The following is a 17,697-nucleotide window of genomic DNA, read 5'->3' as shown; positions in this document are numbered from 1 at the left end:
GTCCGCTCACGAGCGGGGTCCTTCCGTCGGGGTGGCGTCGCCGTCGCGGGGGGACGCGGGCGCGAAGCGCGGGGAGCCGGACGGGCTTGCCGTGCTCGTGGTGACGGTGGGCGACGGGGTGGTCCGCGGCGGCTTCGCACCGCCGACGCTGGTCGCCTCGAAGCCGCTCAGCACGACAGCGTTCAGCGACGGCAGCTTCACGTCGAGGGCGTCGAGCGCCCGCTTCAGCCGCAGTCGCAGCTCGCGCGCGACGTCGTCCTTGGCGGTCGTGCGCGTCTTGATCACCGAGGCGCACCACGAGGGCGTCGTCGGCGATCGACTCCAGGCCCCAGAGCTCGGGCTTGTCGATGATGCGCGCGCCAGCGGCTGCTGGCCGCGAGTTCGTTCGCTGTGGCCAGGACGGTGCTCTGCACCTGCTCCAGATCCGTCTCGTACGGCACGGCGAGATCGATGATGACGCGCGACCAGCCCTGCGACATGTTGCCGACCCGTGATCTCGCCGTTGCGGACGAACCACAGTGCTGCCGTTGACGTCGCGGATCTGCGTGATGCGGACGCCCACGGCCTCGACGACTCCGGTCGCCTCGCCCCGTGTCCGACGTCTCCCACGCCGAGCTGATCCTCCGCGACCATGAACAGGCCGTTGAGCACGTCCTTGACGATGTTCTGGGCGCCGAAGCCCAGGCCGGCGCCGAGCGCCGCGGTCAGCAGGGCGAACGAGCCGATCAGCGATTGGTCGATCGTGTTGACGATCATCACAAGCGCGATGACGACGATCAGGATCGAGCTGATGTTGTTCAGGATCGAGCCGAGGGTGCGGGTGCGCTGCACGACGCGGACGGCGGCGAGCGGCGAGGCCGCGATCGACTGGGTGTCCTCGACGCGCTGGCGCCTCTTCACGCCCGAGACGATCTGGTCGACGACGCGGCCGACGAGGAAGTGCGCGATGACCCTGGCGATCAGGGCCCCGAGCACGATCGCGAGGACCGCGACGCTCTTCCAGAAGACGGGGGTGTCGAAGAACGAGATGGTGGCGGAGACGGGATTCGGGGTGGAGGTCCTCGAAGAGCAGCATGACCCGTCCAGGCTACGCGACGCCTCCCGACCGGTCCCGTGGTCCCGGCCCCCGGATCGCGGGAGGTGTATAGATTCGAGGACAGGGCCGGAGCACGGCCCGCTGAGGAAGGACCTCCGTTGCTGCACTCGACCCGGACCCCCGCCGACAAGCGCCGGCTCTTCCGCGAGCGTCTGGCCACGGGCGAGCTGCTCCAGCTGCCCGGCGCGTTCACCCCGCTGTCGGCCCGCCTGATCCAGGAGAAGGGCTTCGACGGCGTCTACGTGTCGGGGGCGGTGCTGTCGGCCGAGCTCGGACTGCCGGACATCGGTCTCACGACACTGTCGGAGGTGGCAGATCGCGGGCAGCAGATCGCCCGGATGACCGACCTGCCCGTCCTGGTCGACGCCGACACGGGCTTCGGCGAGCCGCTGAACGTCGCCCGCACCGTGCAGATGCTCGAGGACGCTGGAGTCGCCGGTCTGCACATCGAGGACCAGGTCAATCCCGAAGCGGTGCGGGCACCTCGACGGCAAGGCGGTCGTCGACGAGAGCACCTCGTCCGCCGCATCGCGGCCGCGGTCGACGCGCGTCGCGATCCGGACCTCGGTCATCATGGCGCGCACGGACATCCGGGCGCTCGAGGGCCTGCAGTCGGCGATCGACCGGGCGAAGCGCCTGGTCGACGCGGGAGCGGACGCGATCTTCCCCGAGGCCATGCGCGATCTCAGCGAGTTCGAGGCCGTGCGCGCCGCCGTGGACGTGCCCGTGCTCGCGAACATGACCGAGTTCGGCGAGGGCGAGCTCTTCACCACGCAGCAGCTCGCCGACGTGGGGGTCAGCATCGTGATCTACCCCGTGGTCGCTCCTGCGCATCGCGATGGGCGCGGCGATGAGCGCTCGACGCGCTGAAGGCCGAGGGATCGCTCCGCTCGGAGGTGCCGCGGATGCAGACCCGGGCCGAGCTCTACGAGCTGCTCGACTACGAGGCCTACGGGCGGTTCGACGACGGCGTCTTCGACTTCAGCCTGGCCGACCACTACGGCGCGCTGAGCGCCCGCACTCCCCGGCGCAGCGCCGCGCCGGGTCCGTCTCGCGAAGGAGCGACGCATGAGCACGACGAGTCAGGACATCAGGAAGGGCTCGCGGGGTCGTGGTCGACACCACGGCGATCTCGAAGGTGGACCCGGAGTCGAACTCCCTGCTCTACCGCGGGTACCCCGTGCAGGAGCTCGCCGCCTCGCGATCGTTCGAGGACGTCGCCTGGCTCCTCTGGCACGGCGAGCTGCCCGCCCCGGACGAGTCGGCAGCGCTCTCGGCGCTCGAGCGCTCGCACCGCGCCCTGGATCCGGCCGTCCGGTCGGTCGTCGACCTGCTGCCGCTCGGCGCCCATCCGATGGACGTCGTGCGCACCGCGGTGAGCGTCCTCGGCACGCTCGATCCGGAGCCGGACGCCTCCGGCCCGGAGGAGATCCTGGAGCGCTCGGTGCGGCTCTGGGCCGCTCTGCCCGGGATCGTCGCGTACGCCCAGCGGCGGCGGCGCGGACAGGAGGCCCGTCCCTCCGCGCGACGACCTCGACTACTGCCGGAACTTCCTCTGGACGACCTTCGGCGAGATCCCGGACGACGTGGTGGTCGACGCGTTCCGCGTCTCGCTGATCCTCTACGCCGAGCACTCGTTCAACGCCTCGACCTTCACCGCCCGGGTCGTGACCTCGACGCTGTCCGATCTGCACTCCGCCGTGACGGCCGCGATCGGGGCGCTGAAGGGCCCGCTGCACGGCGGCGCGAACGAGGCGGTGCTGCACGTCCTCGACGAGATCGGAGTCGGACCGGACTCCGCGCCCGGTCCGAGGAGTGGCTCTCGACGGTGCTCGCCGCCAGGGGCAAGGTGATGGGCTTCGGGCACCGGGTCTACAAGTCGGGGGACTCCCGCGTGCCGACGATGGACGCCGCGATGCGCCGACTCGCCGAGCACGAGGGCCGGACCGACCTGGTCGAGCTGTACGACGCCCTCGCCGAGGCGATGGCGGAGCGGACCGGGATCCTGCCGAACCTCGACTACCCCTCCGGCCCGGCGTACCGGCTGATGGGCTTCGACACCGCGGTCTTCACTCCGCTGTTCGTCGCCGCCCGGGTCGTGGGCTGGACCGCGCACGTCATCGAGCAGCGCGGTGCCAACGCGCTGATCCGGCCGCTCTCGCAGTACGACGGCGAGCCCCGCCGAGCGGTGCCGGAGCAGTAGGCACGACGGAGGGGGCGCCGGATCGCTCCGACGCCCCCTCCGGGGCCGATCAGCTCCTGCCGGGATCAGCGCGCGTCGCGCTCCTGGGCCCGGAGCGCCCGCTCGACGCCCGCCAGGTTCTCGATCACCAGACGGCGCAGCGCCGGGACCTCGGGGTTCGCGTCGAGCCACTCCCGAGTGGCGTCGACGATCGCCTGAGAGGGCTCAGCGGCCGGGTAGAAGCCGACGACGAGGTACTCGGCGATCTTGTAGCTCTTCGCCTCCCACAGCGACCGGAGGGCTCCGGAAGTAGACCGGCACCATCGGGTCGAGCAGACGCGGGTCGGCCGTGCGCTGGAAGCCCAGGCCGGTCGACCGGACGATCGTGTTCGGTGCGGAGTCGTCGGTCGTGACCGACTCCCAGGCCGCGCGCTTGGCCTCGGCCGTGGGCAGGGCGGCGCGGGCGTGCGCGGCCGACTGCTGTCCGGTCGCCGTGTTGTCGGCAGCCAGCGCGGAGTCGATCTCGTCGGTGCCCGCGCGACCGCCGGCGACGAGCGCGATCAGGAGCTCCCACGAGAGGTCCGTGTCGATCTCGAGGCCCTCGAGCGCGGCGGCTCCGCTGCGGAGAGAATCGACAGCGTCGAGGTGAGTCGGCGTCGAGGCCACGGCCGCGAAGAACTTGACGAACTGGAACTGGGCGTCGCTCCCGGCCGCGGCGCTCTGCGCCAGGCTCCAGAGCCGGTCGCCGACCTCCGCGACGGTCGTCTCGCGGTGCTCGGGGGCCACGTACTGCGTGGCGGTCGTGACCAGCTGGCCGAGCACGGTGCGCAGCGTGGTCGACTCCGTCTCGGTGGCGATGTTGCCCAGCACCAGGCGGACGAAGTCGCGCGGAGCGGACTCGGCGTCGCGCGTCGCGTCCCAGGCGGACCCCCAGACCAGCGAGCGCGCGAGCGGGCTCTCGATGCTCGCGAGGTGCTCGATCGCGACGGCGAGCGAGGCGTCGTCGAGACGGATCTTCGCGTACGCCAGGTCGTCGTCGTTCAGAAGCACGAGAGCGGGACGCGTGCGTCCGATGAGCTCCGGAACCTCGGTCCGCTCGCCGTCGACGTCGAGCTCGAGGCGGTCGACACGCACGAGACGGTCGCCCTCGAAGTCGTAGAGGCCGATCGCGAGGCGGTGCGGGCGGATCGTCGGGTACTCCTCGACGGCGCTCTGCAGGATCGCGAAGGAGGCGATGGAGCCGGACTCGTCGACGACGATCTCGGGGCGGAGCGTGTTGACGCCGGCCGTCTCGAGCCACTGCGCCGACCACTCCGACAGGTCGCGGCCGCTCGTGGCCTCCAGCTCGACCAGCAGGTCGTTCAGCTCGGTGTTCGAGAAGGCGTGCTTGACGAAGTACTCGTGCACTCCGGCGAGGAACTCCTCCTCGCCGACCCAGGCCACCAGCTGCTTCAGCACCGAGGCGCCCTTGGCGTAGGTGATGCCGTCGAAGTTGACCTGCACGTCCTCGAGGTCGTTGATGGTCGCGACGATCGGGTGGGTGGAGGGGAGCTGGTCCTGCCGGTAGGCCCAGCTCTTCTCCATGGCGGCGAAGGTCGTCCACGCCTCGGTCCACTCCCGTCGCCCTCGGCGGTCGCGAGAGTGGAGGCGTACTCGGCGAACGACTCGTTCAGCCAGAGGTCGTTCCACCACTTCATCGTGACGAGGTCGCCGAACCACATGTGCGCGAGCTCGTGCAGGATCGTGACGACCCGGCGCTCCTTGATCGCGTCGGTGACCTTCGAGCGGAACACGTACGTCTCGGTGAACGTGACGGCTCCGGCGTTCTCCATCGCTCCGGCGTTGAACTCGGGGACGAAGAGCTGGTCGTACTTGTCGAACGGGTACGGGACCCCGAACTTCTCCTCGTAGAAGGCGAAGCCCTGCTTGGTCTTCTCGAAGACGTAGTCGGCGTCGAGGTGCGGCGCGAGCGAGGCGCGGGCGAAGACGCCCAGCGGCACCGTGCGGCCGTCGGAGGAGACGAGCGAGTCGCGCTCCACGACGTACGGGCCCGCGATGAGGGCGGTGATGTAGGACGAGATGCGCGGGGTGGGCTCGAAGCTCCAGGTCGCGGTTCCCTCGCCGGCCGGGACCGGCTCGGGCGTCGGCTGGTTCGAGACGACCTGCCAGGCGGAGGGCGCGGTGACCGTGAAGCGGAACGCCGCCTTGAGGTCGGGCTGCTCGAACACGGCGAACATGCGCCGCGAGTCCGGCACCTCGAACTGCGAGTACAGGTACACCTCGCCGTCGACGGGGTCGACGAAGCGGTGCAGGCCCTCGCCGGTGTTCGTGTACAGCGCGTCGGCGACGACGGTGAGCTCGTTCTCGGCCGCGAGCGAGTCGAGGCGGATGCGGACGCCGTCGGCGACGTCGGCGGGGTCGAGCTCGACGCCGTTCAGCACCACCGAGTGGACCGCGCTCGTGATCGCGTCGATGAAGGACGAGGCGCCCTCGCTCGCGGTGAAGCGCACGGTCGTCGTGCTGAGGAACGTCTCGGCTCCCGGGTGAGGTCGAGGGTGACGTCGTAGTCGATGACCTGGATCAGCGAAGCGCGCTCCTGCGCTTCGGTCCGGGTGAGGTTGTCTCCTGGCACGGGGTGCTCCATCCGTTCGTCTCGGGCGCGGCCGGTGGGCGCCGGGGTGCGGGCGCCGACGATCCAGCCTAGGGCCGCAGCGCCCGGTCGCACCCGAGCGGCGCTCAGGCGCACCGAGGGCGCGGACGGCGGCGTAACGTGAGGGCATGACCTCCGTGGATTTCTGGTTCGACCCTCCTGCCCCTGGGCCTGGATGACCTCCGCTTCGTCGACGAGGTGACTCCGGCCCGTGACCTCGACGTCACGTGGCGCATCATGAGCCTCGCGGTCCTGAACGAGGACAAGGACGTCGACGACTCGTACCGCAGCTTCCTCCCGCGGGCGCTGCGCTACACGCGCCTCGTCGCCGCCGTGGGCGAGCGCGAGGGCCGCGAGAAGGTCAAGCCGCTCTACGACGCGCTGGGCACCCGGATCCACGTGGGCGGCCGCACCGACGTCGATGCCGTCATCGCGGAGTCCCTCCAGGAGCTCGGGCTGCCCGTCGGGCTGGCCTCCTACGCGGACTCCGACGAGTACGACGCCCCGATGCGCGCCTCGCACTTCGAGGGCATCGACCGTGTCGGCCAGGACGTCGGCACCCCCGTCATCGCCATCGGAGACGTCGCCTTCTTCGGGCCCGTCCTCTCGCCCGCTCCGCGCGGCGAGCAGGCGCTGACCCTCTGGGACGGCATCGTCGCCGCCGCCTCGTACGACGGCTTCTTCGAGCTCAAGCGCTCGCGGACCCGCGACCCGCAGTTCGACTGAGGTCCGCCGCCCTCCCCGGGCGGTACTCTGACTCCCGGCCCGCTCGAGCGGGCATCGATTCGGCACTCTCAAAGGACGAGCGCGTGCGCATCCACATCGCAACGGACCACGCCGGGCTGGACTTCAGCCGGCACCTGATCGAGCACCTCGGTGCGGCCGGGCACGAGGTCGTCGACCACGGCCCGACGTCGTACGACCCGCTCGACGACTACCCCTCGTTCTGCATCAACGCCGCCGCCGCGGTCGTCCGCGACCAGGAGGCCGGCGTCCAGGCGCTCGGAGTCGTCTTCGGCGGTTCCGGGAACGGCGAGCAGATCGCCGCGAACAAGGTCGCCGGCGTCCGCGCCGCCCTGGTCTGGAACCTCAGCACCGCCGTGCTCGCCCGCCAGCACAACGACGCCAACGTGATCTCGATCGGCGCGCGCCAGCACACCGTCGACGAGGCCACGGGCTTCATCGACGCGTTCGTCGCCGAGCCCTTCACCTTCGAGGAGCGCCACGTGCGCCGCATCGCCCAGCTCGCCGAGTACGAGGCGACCGGCGACATCGTCGGCCGCGTCGTCGACCTCGAGCGCGAAGAGCCTCTAGGTGCCGGAGGGCCACTCCGTCCACCGCATCGCGCTCCAGTTCGAGCGCGACCTGGTCGAGCACGCCGTCGCGGTGAGCAGTCCGCAGGGCCGCTTCGCCGAGGGCGCCGCCGTTCTCGACGGGCGGACGGTCCTGGAGTCCACGGCGGTCGGCAAGCACCTCCTGCTGCGCTTCGACGGCGATCTGCTCCTGCACGTCCATCTCGGCCTCTACGGGGCCTGGGACTTCCTCGGGCACGTCTCGCCGCTCTTCCCTGACGGGAAGGCGGGCAGCAGCATCGAGCTCCGCGGCGACGCCGCGCGGTCCGCCTCTCCGAGACCGAGCACGAGACCGACACCGATCTCGACGAGTTCCCGCCTCCGCCGATCGGGGCCGTCCGTGTGCGCCCTGCAGACGGAGGAGACGGTCGCCGACCTCCGCGGCCCGACAGCCTGCGAGGTGATGGACCCGTCGCAGGTCGAGACGCTGCTCGCGCGCCTGGGCCCCGACCCGGCCGCGGACGACTCCGACGCCGCCCGCGACCGCTTCGTGACGAGGGCTGCGCAAGACCGCGACCCCGGTCGGCCTCGTGCTGATGGATCAATCCGTCGTCAGCGGCATCGGCAACATCTACCGGGCGGAGCTGCTCTACCGCGCGGCCCTCGACCCCCACACTCCCGGCAAGCAGGTGCCGCTCGAGCTCGCGAACGAGCTCTGGGCCGACTGGGCGCTGCTTCTGGAGGACGGGATCCGCACGGGGATGATGATCACCCGGCGCGGGCTCACCGCGTCGGAGCGCTCGAAGGCCGTCCGCAGCCGCGCGGAGCGCAACTACGTCTACAAGCGGGAAGGGCTGCCCTGCCGGGTCTGCGGCACGAACGTCCTGCTCGAGGAGATCGGCGCGCGCAAGCTCTGCTGGTGCCCGGTGTGCCAGTCGTGAGCGAGACGGACGCGCATGGCGAGCGCACCGCTGCTCCTGCGCGGAGCGGGAGCTGCTCGGCTCGGCGGAGCCCGTCGACGTCCTGGTGCGAGAGGGCCGGATCGACGCGGTCGGGGCCGTCGACGACCCGGCCGCCGAAGTCCACGAGCTCGACGGCCGCTGGCTCCTGCCGGGACTCTGGGACGAGCACGTGCACTTCTCCCAGTGGTCCATGACAGCGCCGCGGCTGGACGTCTCGAGCGCCGGCACCGCGGACGACGTCGTCGCGGCGGTCCGCGATCGTCTCGCCGTGTCGCCCGCCGGGGCGGTGTCGACCCTCGTCGGCTTCGGCTACCGGGACGGTCTGCGGCCCGATGTCCCGTCGACCGCCCTGCTGGACCTGGTCGCTCCCGACCGCCCGGTGGTGCTGGTGGGCGGGACCTCCACTCGGCCTGGCTGAACTCGGCCGCCCTCCGCCGCTACTCGGTGCCGTGGACGGACGACCTCCTGCGCGAGGGAGGCGTGCTTCGAACTCGTGGCGGCGCTCGGCGCGATGACGGACGCGGCGCTCGACGACCTGGTCGACGCAGCGGCCCGGCAGGCCGCCTCGCGCGGAGTCGTCGGTGTCGTCGATCTCGAGATGCGGTGGAACATCGGCGACTGGCCGCGTCGCGTCGCACAGGGCATCCCGGTCCCTCCGAGTGGAGACGGGCGTCTACCGCGACGACCTCGATCGGGCGATCGAGGCGGGGCTGCGGACCGGCGACGAGCTCGTCGGGAGAGAGGGCCTTCTCCGGATGGGTCCGCTCAAGGTCCTGATTGACGGCTCCCTCAACACCCGGACGGCGTACTGCGACCACCCCTACCCCGGCGCCGACGGCGGCCGCGGGGTCCTGACCGTCGACCCCGACGAGCTCGACGCCCTCCTGCACCGCGCCGTGGCCGCCGGGATCCGCCCGACCGTGCACGCCATCGGCGATGCGGCGGCCTCGCTCGCACTCGACGCGCTCGGCCGGGTCGGCGGCGGGCGGATCGAGCACGCGCAGCTGCTGGCGGACGTCGACATCCCGCGGTTCGCCCGCCTCGGCGTCGTCGCCGGAGTGCAGCCCGAGCACGCTCTCGACGACCGCGACGTCGCCGACCGCTACTGGGCGGGGCGCACCGGGCGGGCGTTCGCGCTGCGGTCGCTGATCGACTCCGGAGCGACCGTCGTGCTCGGCTCCGACGCGCCCGTGGCTCCGCTTGACCCGTGGGTCGCGATGGCGGCTGCCGTGGCCAGGGCCCGGCCCGGCGACGAGCCCTGGCATCCCGAGCAGCGGCTGAGCGTGCAGGAGGCGATCACCGCCTCCACCCGGGTGCGCCGGCTGCAGCCGCAGGCGGGGGATGTCGCGGATCTGGTCGTCGTCGAGCGCGATCCGCTCACGGCCACCCCCGAGGAGCTGCGCGGGATGCCCGTCACGGCCACCCTCCTGGCCGGGCGCTTCACGCACGGGAGCTGAGAGCGCGAACGCCGACCGGCCCCGCCGATCCGAGGATCGAGCGGGCCGTGGAGGCGGTGAGGAGCGGGGCTCAGCTCTCGCTGACGTGGGCGAAGAGGAACCAGCGGTCCTTCTCGAGGCCGCGGCCGATCTCGATGGCGACGTCCTGGCTGCTCGCGTCGATCTCGGCGAGCTCGGCGATGGCGGTGGTTGACCGTGGCGATCGCGACGTCCATCTGGGTGATGATCTCGACGATGGCGTTCTCCAGGCGCTGGAAGCCGGGGGTGAGCGGCTGCGTCCTCGTCGCGGAGGCGACGGTCTGGATGCGGGCGTCGACCGGGAGTCCGAGGGCGACGACGCGCTCCGCCGCGAGGTCGGCCCACTCGATCGAGTGGGCGACGATCGTGTCGAGGAGCTCGTGGACCCCGATGAAGTTGGCACCGCGGACGTGCCAGTGCGCCTGCTTGCCGTTGACGGCCAGCGCGGTCATCTCGACGACGACGGGGCTGAGGAACTGAGCGACTCCGGATGCGACATCCGGGTTCGACGAGGTGAGCGACGTGACGGATGCAGTGGACATCGATCGGGTCCTTTCGAGAGGGGGTGACTGATCGTCAACTGTACGCCGCAGCCGCGCCGCCGCAAGGAAGCGGAGGCTCCGCTAACGCGGGGTGAAGGACAGGCTGGCCTGGGCTTCAGGGGCCGTCCCTCGGCACGCAACGGGGGTCCGCCCCCGGGTCCACGCGACGTCGCGCCGATACGCTCGAAGACGCGCTCCGCTCCGAGGTCGGGCGCGGAGGAGGTCGGATGAGCGCCGCGACGACACCGCTCGCGGAGGCGACCCGCGCGTACCTCCGTCTGTGGCGCGACGTGCCGAGGAGGCCCTCGCGCTCGTGATCGCCGTCCCGTTCACCCTCGCAGGAGCGCTCGCGGTCGGTCTCGCCCTGGTCGCGGCGCTGGGACTGATCGGCGTGCTGATCGGGCTGGTCTTCCTCCCGGTCGCCCTGATCGTCGCCCGCTTCTTCGCGCGCGGGACCCGGGGGATCAACCGGATCGCCGGCCGGCCCGACATCCCCGAGCCGCGCACGCGTCGGGCCCCGCCCGGTGTCCCTCCCGCGACCCACGCTCTCTACGGGCCGGTCATCGACGGCCACTACTGGCTCGCGCTGCTGCACGCGCTGGTCGTCGCCTCTGCTGGCCGTCGTGTTCGGCGCCGTCCTCGCCCTCTGGACCTGGGCCGGCGTCGGCACCCTGGTGTCGGCGCTGGACGGCTCGGGTGCGGGCTCGGCCACCGCTGCCCGCTGGATCGCCTCGCGAGCGGCCTCGCTGCTCGGAGTGCCGGAGCCGCCGGCCGTGCTCGTGACCCTCGCGGCGATCGCGGTGGTCGTTCTCTTCGTCCTCGACGCTCCCTTCGCCACCCGCGGTCTCACCCTCGCGCGGTACCTCGTCGACCGGCTCCTGCTCGGCCCCTGGGGATCGGAGGCGCTCCAGCGCGAGGTCGAGGAGCTGAGCGCCTCGCGCGGCGCCGCGGTCGCCGCCGAGGACCGGGAGCTGCGTCGACTCGAGCGCGACATCCACGACGGACCGCAGCAGCGCCTCATCCGCGTCCAGATGGATCTGGCCTCGGCGGAGCGCCGTGTCGTGTCGGATCCGGAGTCGGCCGTCGCACTCCTCGCGCAGGCCCGCGAGCACGTGCGCACCGCGCTCGACGAGCTGCGTGCGCTGTCCCGGGGTGGCGCCGCCGATCCTGCAGGACCGCGGATTCGAGGCCGCCGTGCACTCCTCGCCGCACTCAGCCCGGTGCCGGTGGACGTCCTGGTCGACCGCCCGGTCGAGGAGTGCCGCCGGAGGTCGAGCGCAGCGTCTACTTCGTCGTCGCCGAGCTGCTCGCCAACGCGACGAAGCACGCCTCCGCGCAGCGGGTGCGCGTCCACCTCGACGTGCGCGAGGCGCGCACGACCGGCGAGCGGTGGCTCGACGCGTGGGTGATCGATGACGGAGTCGGCGGCGCGGGCGCCGTGCCCGGTCACGGTCTCGAGGGCGTCGAGGAAAGGCTTCCTGCGGACTTCGCGGCGTGCTGCGCGTGGACTCGCCGATCGGGGGAGGGACGACCATCGGGGTCCATGTGCCCTTCCGGGCGCGGGACGCCGCGAGCCCGGAGCTGACGGATCCGCCGCCCTAGGCTGAGGGAGTGCCCTCCTCCTCCGTGATCCGCGTCGCCGTCGCCGAGGACTCCGTCCTCCTGCGCGAGGGCTCGTCCGCCTCTTCGAGGACGCGGGTCTCTCCGTCGTCGGTTCGTTCGGGGACGCCGAGGGCCTCGTCGCCCGGCTCGCCGAGGACCCGCGTCCATCGATGTGGCGGTCCTCGACGTGCGGATGCCGCCGACCTTCCGCGACGAGGGCGTGCGCGCCGCGATCGGGATCCGCAGCGCCCACCCCTCGGTCGCCGTGCTGCTCCTGAGCCAGTACGTCGAGGTGACCTACGCGCACGAGCTCCTCGGATCGGGGGAGGGCGGTTTGGGCTACCTCCTCAAGGACAGGGTCGCGTCGGTCGACGAGCTGCGCGACGCCGTCGAGCGCGTCGCGGCGGGCGGGACGGTCCTGGATCCGCACGTCGTCGCCTCCCTCCTGCAGCGCCAGCGCGATCCCCTCGCCTCGCTGACCCCGCGCGAGCGCGAGGTGCTCGAGGCGATGGCCCAGGGGCGCACGAACGCGGGCATCGCCTCCTCCCTCTTCATCGGAGTGGGCGCGGTCGAGAAGAACGTCACGGCGATCTTCCAGAAGCTCGGCCTGGAGGACTCCGGGTCGGACCACCGGCGGGTCCTGGCCGTGCTGGCCTGGCTCCGCGCCGGTCGCTGACGGGCGGCCTCAGCCGAGGAGGCGCGTCGGTCGCTCCGCCTCGTAGAGGGCGCGCACCTCGTCGGCGCTGAGCGCACGATCCCAGACCCGGACCTTCGCGAGGGTGCCGATCGCGTAGTTGCCCGGCCCCCTCGTGAGCTCGACCCCGCCGACGGTGAAGTCGCCCGGCAGCGGATTCAGGCCGTCCGCGAACAGATAGGGGTTCTTCGCGTAGGTGGCGCCCTTGTTGTCGGTGAACACCGGGTAGGCCACCGCTCGGCCGTTCAGGTAGGAGACGGCTGCGGCCCCGTCGTAGGTGCCCACGTGCAACTGCCACACATTCCGGCTGAAGGTGTCCCCCGACGCGGAGTAGTCGCGCGAGTACGGATAGCCCGGCGTCGGTCCACCGGTGCGCGACACGTGGAACGCGGCGCGCTCGTTGCCGCCGTAGGTGCCCAGATCGTAGAAGAGCCCATAGGACCGCGTCGGCCCGGCCGAGTTCTCCTTCCAGGCGCCGGCGATGAAGCCCGTGTCGAGGTCCGTCATCCGCACCCAGCTCGCGACCGCGACCGCGTTCCCGGTCGCTCCGATGGTGAGCCGACCGGTCTGAGCGGCCGGGATGCGGAGGTAGCTCGTCCCCGTCATCGTCACCCCGGTCCCCCAGGGCGTGCTGGTCCGGGTCGCCGACGTGCGCCCCGCCTGCAGGAGCGGCAGGTCTCCGTTCGTCGAGTAGTACGGCGCGAAGGGTTCGGTGAAGTTCCAGGTGGCGAGGGGAGGCGAGCCGGGAGCGGCGGGAGTCGGTGTCGCGGTCGGCGTCGGCGTCGCGGTCGGCGTCGGAGTCGAAGTCGGCGTAGTGGAGGAGTGGGTGCAGCGGTGGGCCCCGCCGTCGGCGTCGTGGTGGCAGTGGGAGTCGGGGTCCCGACGGGCGTCGTGGTGGGAGTGGGAGTCGGGGTGATGACGGGCGTCGTGGTGGGAGTGGGAGTCGGGGTGGCGTCGGGCGTCGTGGTGGGGTGGGAGTCGGGGTGGCGTCGGGCGTCGTGGTGGGAGTGGGAGTCGGGGTGGCGTCGGGCGTCGTGGTGGGAGCAGGGGTCGCGCCGGGCGTCGGCGTCGACGTGGTCGGTGTCGGGGTGGCCCCGGGGCCGGGGCTCGGGGAGGGGGTCGTTGCGACGGCGACGGCGTCGATCGTGATGCTGCGACTGCTGCCGATGTTGCCCGCGGCGTCCCTCGCCTTGGCCACGAGGACATGGCGGCCGGGGGCGAGGGCCGTGGCCGACGTGATCAGCGTCCATTCGCCGCCTCCGCCGATGACGGCGTTGCCGAGCCCGGGTGGTGCCCGACCAGAAGGACACGTTGGTCACGCCGTGCGCGTCCGTCGCGGTGGCGACGAGCGTGGCGCTGCCCGCGACGGTCGCTCCGTCACGCGGTGTGACGATCGCCGCGACCGGTTTGACGACGTCGGGGAGAGGGGGGCGGAGGAGGCGGACGGCGGCGGACCGGTGGTGGGGAGGGGCGACGCCGACGGCGTCGGCGAGGCGGAGGTCGGAGTCGGCGACGCGTCCGGGGGAGCGGGCGCGGTCGCCGACGGCGCGGGTGCCGTCGGCGACGCGCGGCAGGAGGAGACGGGGTGGACGGCGTCGCTGTCGGAGGCGTCGGCGTCGTCGTCGGCCCGGACGCGGAGGGCGCGGGCGCCGAGGCGGAGGGCGTGGGAGCGGCAGGTGCAGCGGCCTGCGAGACCGTCACGGTGACGGAGGCGCTGCTCGATGTTGCCGGCGGCGTCGCGCGCCTTCGCCACGAAGACGTGCGAGCCCTCCGGGAACGTGCGGGTGTCGACCGGGAGGGTCCAGCCGTCGGCTCCGGCGACACCGTAGCCGAGGCGCTTGGAGCCCTCCCAGAACGAGAGCTGGGTGACCGCCACGTCGTCTTTCGCACTGGCCCGGAAGACCGTGGTGCCGGACAGGACGGATCCCCTCGTCGGCGCGAGGAACGACACGATCGGCTTCGTGGAGTCGCCCGCCGCCGACGCCGTCGAGGCGGGGGCCAGCGCGGCGCTGCCGGGAGCGGTGAAGACCGCCGCGACGAGCGCGAGGACCAGGACCGTGCCGAGGCGACCTCGTCGTCCATCCAGAGTGGGTCACTGTGCACTCCCGTTCACCCGTCGCCGGGTCGCCGCCGTCCGGGCCGCCCCGTCTCGTCACGAGCCTAGAAACGCTCACCGTGCCGCTCTGAGCCCGCGGCGGGGACATCCGGGGCCGGATCCGAGGGGCGATCCCGCGCATCGGCGTTCTGATCCCGCGCTTGCGCACCCGTGTCAGCCGCCGATGCGGGCGGGCCGCTCCGCCTCGTAGATCGCGCGCACCTGCTCCGGCGTGAGAGCCCGGTCCCAGACTCGGATCTTCGCGAACGTCCCCTTCGCGTAGTTGCCCGGGCCGGACGTCAACTCGACGGCGCCGACGGTGAAGTCGGCTGCCTTGGGGTTGAGCCCGTCCGGGTAGTAGTAGGGGTTCTTGGCGTAGGTGTTCCTCTGGTTGTCGACGAACCGCGGGTACGCGACCGCGGTGCCGTCGAGGTACGACGTGGCGTACGCGCCGTCGTAGGTCCCGACGTGCAGCTGCCAGACGTTGCGCGTGAAGAGGTTCCCCGAGGCGGAGTAGTCGCGCGAGTAGGGGTAGCCGGGAGTAGGTCCGCCCGTTCTCGGGACGTGGAACACGGTCCGCTCGTCGCCGCCGTAGAGGCCGAGGTCGTAGAAGAGCCCGTAGGAGCGGCCCTGGACCGTGCCGTGCTCGTTCCACGCGCCCGCCACGTAGCCCGTGCTGTTGTCGGTCATGTAGACCCAGCTCGCGACCGTGACCGCGTTGCCGGTCTTCCCGATCGTCAGGCGTCCCGCGTTCTCCGCGGGCACCCTCAGGAAGCTGGTCCCGGTCGTGTTCACTCCTGTGCCCCAGGGCGTCGAGGCGCGGGTCGCCGAGCGTCTTGCCCGCCTGCAGGAGCGGGAGGTCGCCGGCCGTCGAGTAGTACGGACCGGTGGGCTCCGTGAAGTCCCAGGCGGCCAGGGGCGCGGGGACCCCCGTCGCAGGAGGAGCGGGCGTCGTCGTCGGCTTCGGCGTCGCGGTCGCGGTCGGAGTGGCCGTCGGCGTCGCGGTCGGCGTGGCCGTCGGACTCGCGGTCGGCGCCGGGGTGCGCGTGGGTGTCGGAGTCGCAGACGGGACGGGGGTCGAGGAGACCGTGATCCGCGGCCGCGCTGCTGCCGATGTTGCCCGCGGCGTCGCGAGCCTTCGTGATGACGGTGTGCGGACCGGCCGGGAGGGCCGTCGCGGAGGTGGTGAGCCCCCAGTCCCCGCTCGGCCGCTGCACGGCGTTGCCGAGCCGGGTCGAGCTCCCAGAAGGACACGGCCGTGACGCCGACGGCGTCGGAGGCCGTGGCGATCCAGGTCACGGGGCCGGAGACGGTGGAGCCGTTCGCGGGAGCGGTGATGGCCGTCGCCGGCTTCACGGTGTCCGGGCCGGAGGGCGCCGTCGGCCGAGGCGTCGCGGAGGCGGTGGCGGTCGGCGCAGGTCCGGGAGTGCTGGTCGGCTGCGGCGCCGCCGTGCCGATCGGCGTGGGTGACGAGGACGGGGTCGGGGAGCTCGCCGACGCCGTCACGCGGATCGCGGCGCTCGTGCCGATGTTCCCCGCGGCGTCCCGGGCCTTGGCCGTGATCGGCCTGATCCCGGTGCCGAGCACCCGGGTGTCGAGCGGGAGCGACCACCCGGCGGCGTCCTTCACCGCGTATCCGAGCCGTGTCGTGCCGGACCAGAACGAGACCTGCGTCACGCCGACGGCATCGGCGGCGGCCGCTCGGAACGCGGTCGTGCCCGAGACGGTCGCGCCGTCGCCGGGGGCGGTGATGGAGACGGTGGGCCGGATGGTGTCCGTCGCGGCGACCGCGGCGCTCCCCGCTCCGGAGACCGCCATCGGCAGCACCACGAGTGCCGCCAGGGCGGCCAGCAGGCCACCGCGCTTGATCGAACCCATTCCGTCGTCCCCCTGTGCCTGCCCGGGCGGACCCCCGGACCCCGTCACGATAGGCGAGCGATGCGAATCCCCGCGAACCCCCACCGATGACACAGCGACCGCTTTCCCAGCATCTGTCCAGCAGATGCCGGTGACCAGACCACGACGGCCGAAGTGGGAGGATGCCCGGGAAGACGTCGTCGAACGAGAGGACCGGTCGTCATGACGGACACGGGCGTGCGAGGCCCTCGCCTCCTCGGATTCGGCTCGGGGCGCACTCCGCGTCTCGCCGCGACCTCCTGGGCGGCCCCGGGCGCCGTCCTCGTCGGCGACGTCGGACTCGGAGAGCGCGCGAGCGTCTGGTACGGCGCGGTCCTCCGTGCCGAGGCGCCGCCATCCAGGATCGGCGCGGGGAGCAGCCTCCAGGACGGCGTGGTCGTTCACGTCGACGCCGGCTCCGATGCTGTCATCGGAGCGGGGGTCTCGGTCGGGCACAACGCGGTGCTGCACGGCTGCACGCTCGAGGACGACGTCCTGGTCGGCATGAACGCGACCGTCCTGAACGGCGCGGTCATCCGGATCCGAGGTCCCTCGTCGCCGCCGGAGCGGTCGTGCTCGAGGGATCGGTGATCCCGCCCCGGCTCGCTCGTCGCCGGGGTGCCGGCGAAGGTGCGCCGTGAGCTGACGGAGGAGGAGCGCGCAGGCATCCGCAGGAACGCGGACTCGTACCTCGCCCTCGCCGAGCTGCACCGCGGGGCGGTGGACGTCGCGTAGAGCATCCGCGCCGACACGACGGGCAGGAACTGCGAAGAGCCCTGCGATCAGCAGGGGCTCTTCGACGTGATGGAGGGGCTGACGAGAATCGAACTCGCATCATCTGTTTGGAAGACAGAGGCTTTACCACTAAGCTACAGCCCCGGATTCGCGGCTCATCCGCCGCTGACCCGGAGGTCCGTGCCGACCTCCCGATCGGGCACCATGACACTGTAGTACATCCGGAGCGTGGTGCCCGAACCGATCGTCGCGGCGCGCGGGCCGGAGGGTGTTCCGACCGGGCGAGTCGCCGTGGAGTACACTTGCGAAGGCCATTTCGGCGTGTCGCGAGAGCGGACGTGCGGGGACGGCTCGACGAGAGTCTCACAGCACGGTGCCCCGGCCCGCGCATCCGGGGCGTAGCTCAGCTTGGCTAGAGCGCCCGCTTTGGGAGCGGGAGGTCGCAGGTTCGAATCCTGTCGCCCCGACCACGATTC

At 72.2% G+C, this 17,697-nt stretch carries 11 protein-coding genes, 2 tRNA genes and 9 pseudogenes; 14 read left to right on the top strand and 8 right to left on the bottom strand.

Annotation, left to right across the window (positions count from 1 at the left end; all coding sequences use genetic code 11):
• Positions 1-6: 6 nt before the first annotated feature.
• The gene (locus AC0CII_RS05705) at positions 7-1,203 is read right to left on the bottom strand and encodes a mechanosensitive ion channel family protein (RefSeq protein ID WP_465229103.1); all 1,197 of its coding nucleotides are present in this window, start codon (positions 1,201-1,203) and stop codon (positions 7-9) included.
• Between AC0CII_RS05705 and AC0CII_RS05700 the strand changes: the two are divergent.
• The 4 genes and pseudogenes from AC0CII_RS05700 to AC0CII_RS05685 all read left to right on the top strand — a co-directional run.
• Positions 1,114-1,644, top strand: a pseudogene (locus AC0CII_RS05700) (isocitrate lyase/PEP mutase family protein); the annotation flags it as partial. The gene AC0CII_RS05705 and the pseudogene AC0CII_RS05700 overlap by 90 nt on opposite strands.
• Before the next feature lie 25 nt (positions 1,645-1,669).
• Positions 1,670-1,966: an isocitrate lyase/phosphoenolpyruvate mutase family protein gene (locus AC0CII_RS05695; RefSeq protein ID WP_465228833.1), complete on the top strand. Its 297-nt coding sequence runs from the start codon at positions 1,670-1,672 to the stop codon at positions 1,964-1,966.
• Positions 1,947-2,168 (top strand): hypothetical protein, encoded by a 222-nt coding sequence (locus tag AC0CII_RS05690; protein WP_465228832.1) that lies wholly within the window; start codon positions 1,947-1,949, stop codon positions 2,166-2,168. The genes AC0CII_RS05695 and AC0CII_RS05690 overlap by 20 nt, the downstream gene beginning before the upstream one ends.
• Positions 2,165-3,299 (top strand): annotated as a pseudogene (locus tag AC0CII_RS05685) (bifunctional 2-methylcitrate synthase/citrate synthase). The gene AC0CII_RS05690 and the pseudogene AC0CII_RS05685 overlap by 4 nt, the downstream one beginning before the upstream one ends.
• 65 nt (positions 3,300-3,364) lie before the next feature.
• Here AC0CII_RS05685 and pepN read toward each other — a convergent pair.
• A pseudogene (gene pepN, locus AC0CII_RS05680) lies at positions 3,365-5,910 on the bottom strand (aminopeptidase N).
• 216 nt (positions 5,911-6,126) lie between these two features.
• Here pepN and AC0CII_RS05675 point away from each other — a divergent pair.
• From AC0CII_RS05675 to AC0CII_RS05655, 5 genes and pseudogenes are all read left to right on the top strand, one after another.
• Complete coding sequence (locus tag AC0CII_RS05675; protein WP_465228831.1) at positions 6,127-6,654, top strand: mycothiol-dependent nitroreductase Rv2466c family protein; 528 nt, start codon at positions 6,127-6,129, stop codon at positions 6,652-6,654.
• Positions 6,655-6,737: 83 nt separating this feature from the next.
• Positions 6,738-7,217, top strand: a pseudogene (locus AC0CII_RS05670) (ribose-5-phosphate isomerase); the annotation flags it as partial.
• A 25-nt stretch (positions 7,218-7,242) separates the two neighbouring features.
• A pseudogene (locus AC0CII_RS05665) lies at positions 7,243-8,161 on the top strand (Fpg/Nei family DNA glycosylase).
• 85 nt (positions 8,162-8,246) lie between these two features.
• The gene (locus AC0CII_RS05660; protein WP_465228830.1) at positions 8,247-8,600 is read left to right on the top strand and encodes a hypothetical protein; all 354 of its coding nucleotides are present in this window, start codon (positions 8,247-8,249) and stop codon (positions 8,598-8,600) included.
• 163 nt (positions 8,601-8,763) lie between these two features.
• A complete protein-coding gene (locus tag AC0CII_RS05655) occupies positions 8,764-9,639 on the top strand; it encodes an amidohydrolase family protein (RefSeq protein WP_465228829.1) in 876 nt (291 codons plus the stop codon).
• A gap of 70 nt (positions 9,640-9,709) precedes the next feature.
• Here AC0CII_RS05655 and AC0CII_RS05650 read toward each other — a convergent pair.
• Positions 9,710-10,199 (bottom strand): annotated as a pseudogene (locus AC0CII_RS05650) (Dps family protein).
• Between the two features lie 280 nt (positions 10,200-10,479).
• Between AC0CII_RS05650 and AC0CII_RS05645 the strand changes: the two are divergent.
• The 3 genes and pseudogenes from AC0CII_RS05645 to AC0CII_RS05635 form a co-directional block, all read left to right on the top strand.
• A pseudogene (locus AC0CII_RS05645) lies at positions 10,480-10,755 on the top strand (hypothetical protein); the annotation flags it as partial.
• A gap of 67 nt (positions 10,756-10,822) precedes the next feature.
• Positions 10,823-11,608, top strand: coding sequence for a histidine kinase (locus tag AC0CII_RS05640; RefSeq protein WP_465228828.1), 786 nt, complete (start codon positions 10,823-10,825; stop codon positions 11,606-11,608).
• 202 nt (positions 11,609-11,810) lie between these two features.
• Positions 11,811-12,477: pseudogene (locus AC0CII_RS05635) on the top strand (response regulator transcription factor).
• Positions 12,478-12,486: 9 nt separating this feature from the next.
• On the opposite strand, the gene AC0CII_RS05630 reads toward AC0CII_RS05635, so the two are convergent.
• From AC0CII_RS05630 to AC0CII_RS05615, 4 genes are all read right to left on the bottom strand, one after another.
• Complete coding sequence (locus AC0CII_RS05630; protein WP_465229062.1) at positions 12,487-13,101, bottom strand: LamG-like jellyroll fold domain-containing protein; 615 nt, start codon at positions 13,099-13,101, stop codon at positions 12,487-12,489.
• A gap of 2 nt (positions 13,102-13,103) precedes the next feature.
• Positions 13,104-13,889, bottom strand: a complete 786-nt coding sequence (locus AC0CII_RS05625) for an Ig-like domain-containing protein (RefSeq protein WP_465229061.1) — start codon at positions 13,887-13,889, stop codon at positions 13,104-13,106.
• The gene (locus tag AC0CII_RS05620) at positions 13,811-14,446 is read right to left on the bottom strand and encodes an Ig-like domain-containing protein (protein ID WP_465228827.1); all 636 of its coding nucleotides are present in this window, start codon (positions 14,444-14,446) and stop codon (positions 13,811-13,813) included. The genes AC0CII_RS05625 and AC0CII_RS05620 overlap by 79 nt, the downstream gene beginning before the upstream one ends.
• A gap of 318 nt (positions 14,447-14,764) precedes the next feature.
• Complete coding sequence (locus AC0CII_RS05615) at positions 14,765-16,468, bottom strand: Ig-like domain-containing protein (RefSeq protein WP_465228826.1); 1,704 nt, start codon at positions 16,466-16,468, stop codon at positions 14,765-14,767.
• Positions 16,469-16,669: 201 nt separating this feature from the next.
• Between AC0CII_RS05615 and AC0CII_RS05610 the strand changes: the two are divergent.
• A pseudogene (locus AC0CII_RS05610) lies at positions 16,670-17,221 on the top strand (gamma carbonic anhydrase family protein).
• Positions 17,222-17,291: 70 nt separating this feature from the next.
• On the opposite strand, the gene AC0CII_RS05605 reads toward AC0CII_RS05610, so the two are convergent.
• Positions 17,292-17,365: transfer RNA gene (locus tag AC0CII_RS05605), tRNA-Gly, on the bottom strand.
• Positions 17,366-17,613: 248 nt separating this feature from the next.
• On the opposite strand from AC0CII_RS05605, the gene AC0CII_RS05600 reads away from it, so the two are divergent.
• Positions 17,614-17,691: transfer RNA gene (locus AC0CII_RS05600), tRNA-Pro, on the top strand.
• Positions 17,692-17,697 lie beyond the last annotated feature (6 nt).

The sequence above is a fragment of the Rathayibacter sp. AC182 genome (assembly GCF_979253875.1).
The sequence above is the reverse complement of the archived record's forward strand: the minus strand, read 5'-3'. Positions and strand labels throughout refer to the sequence as shown.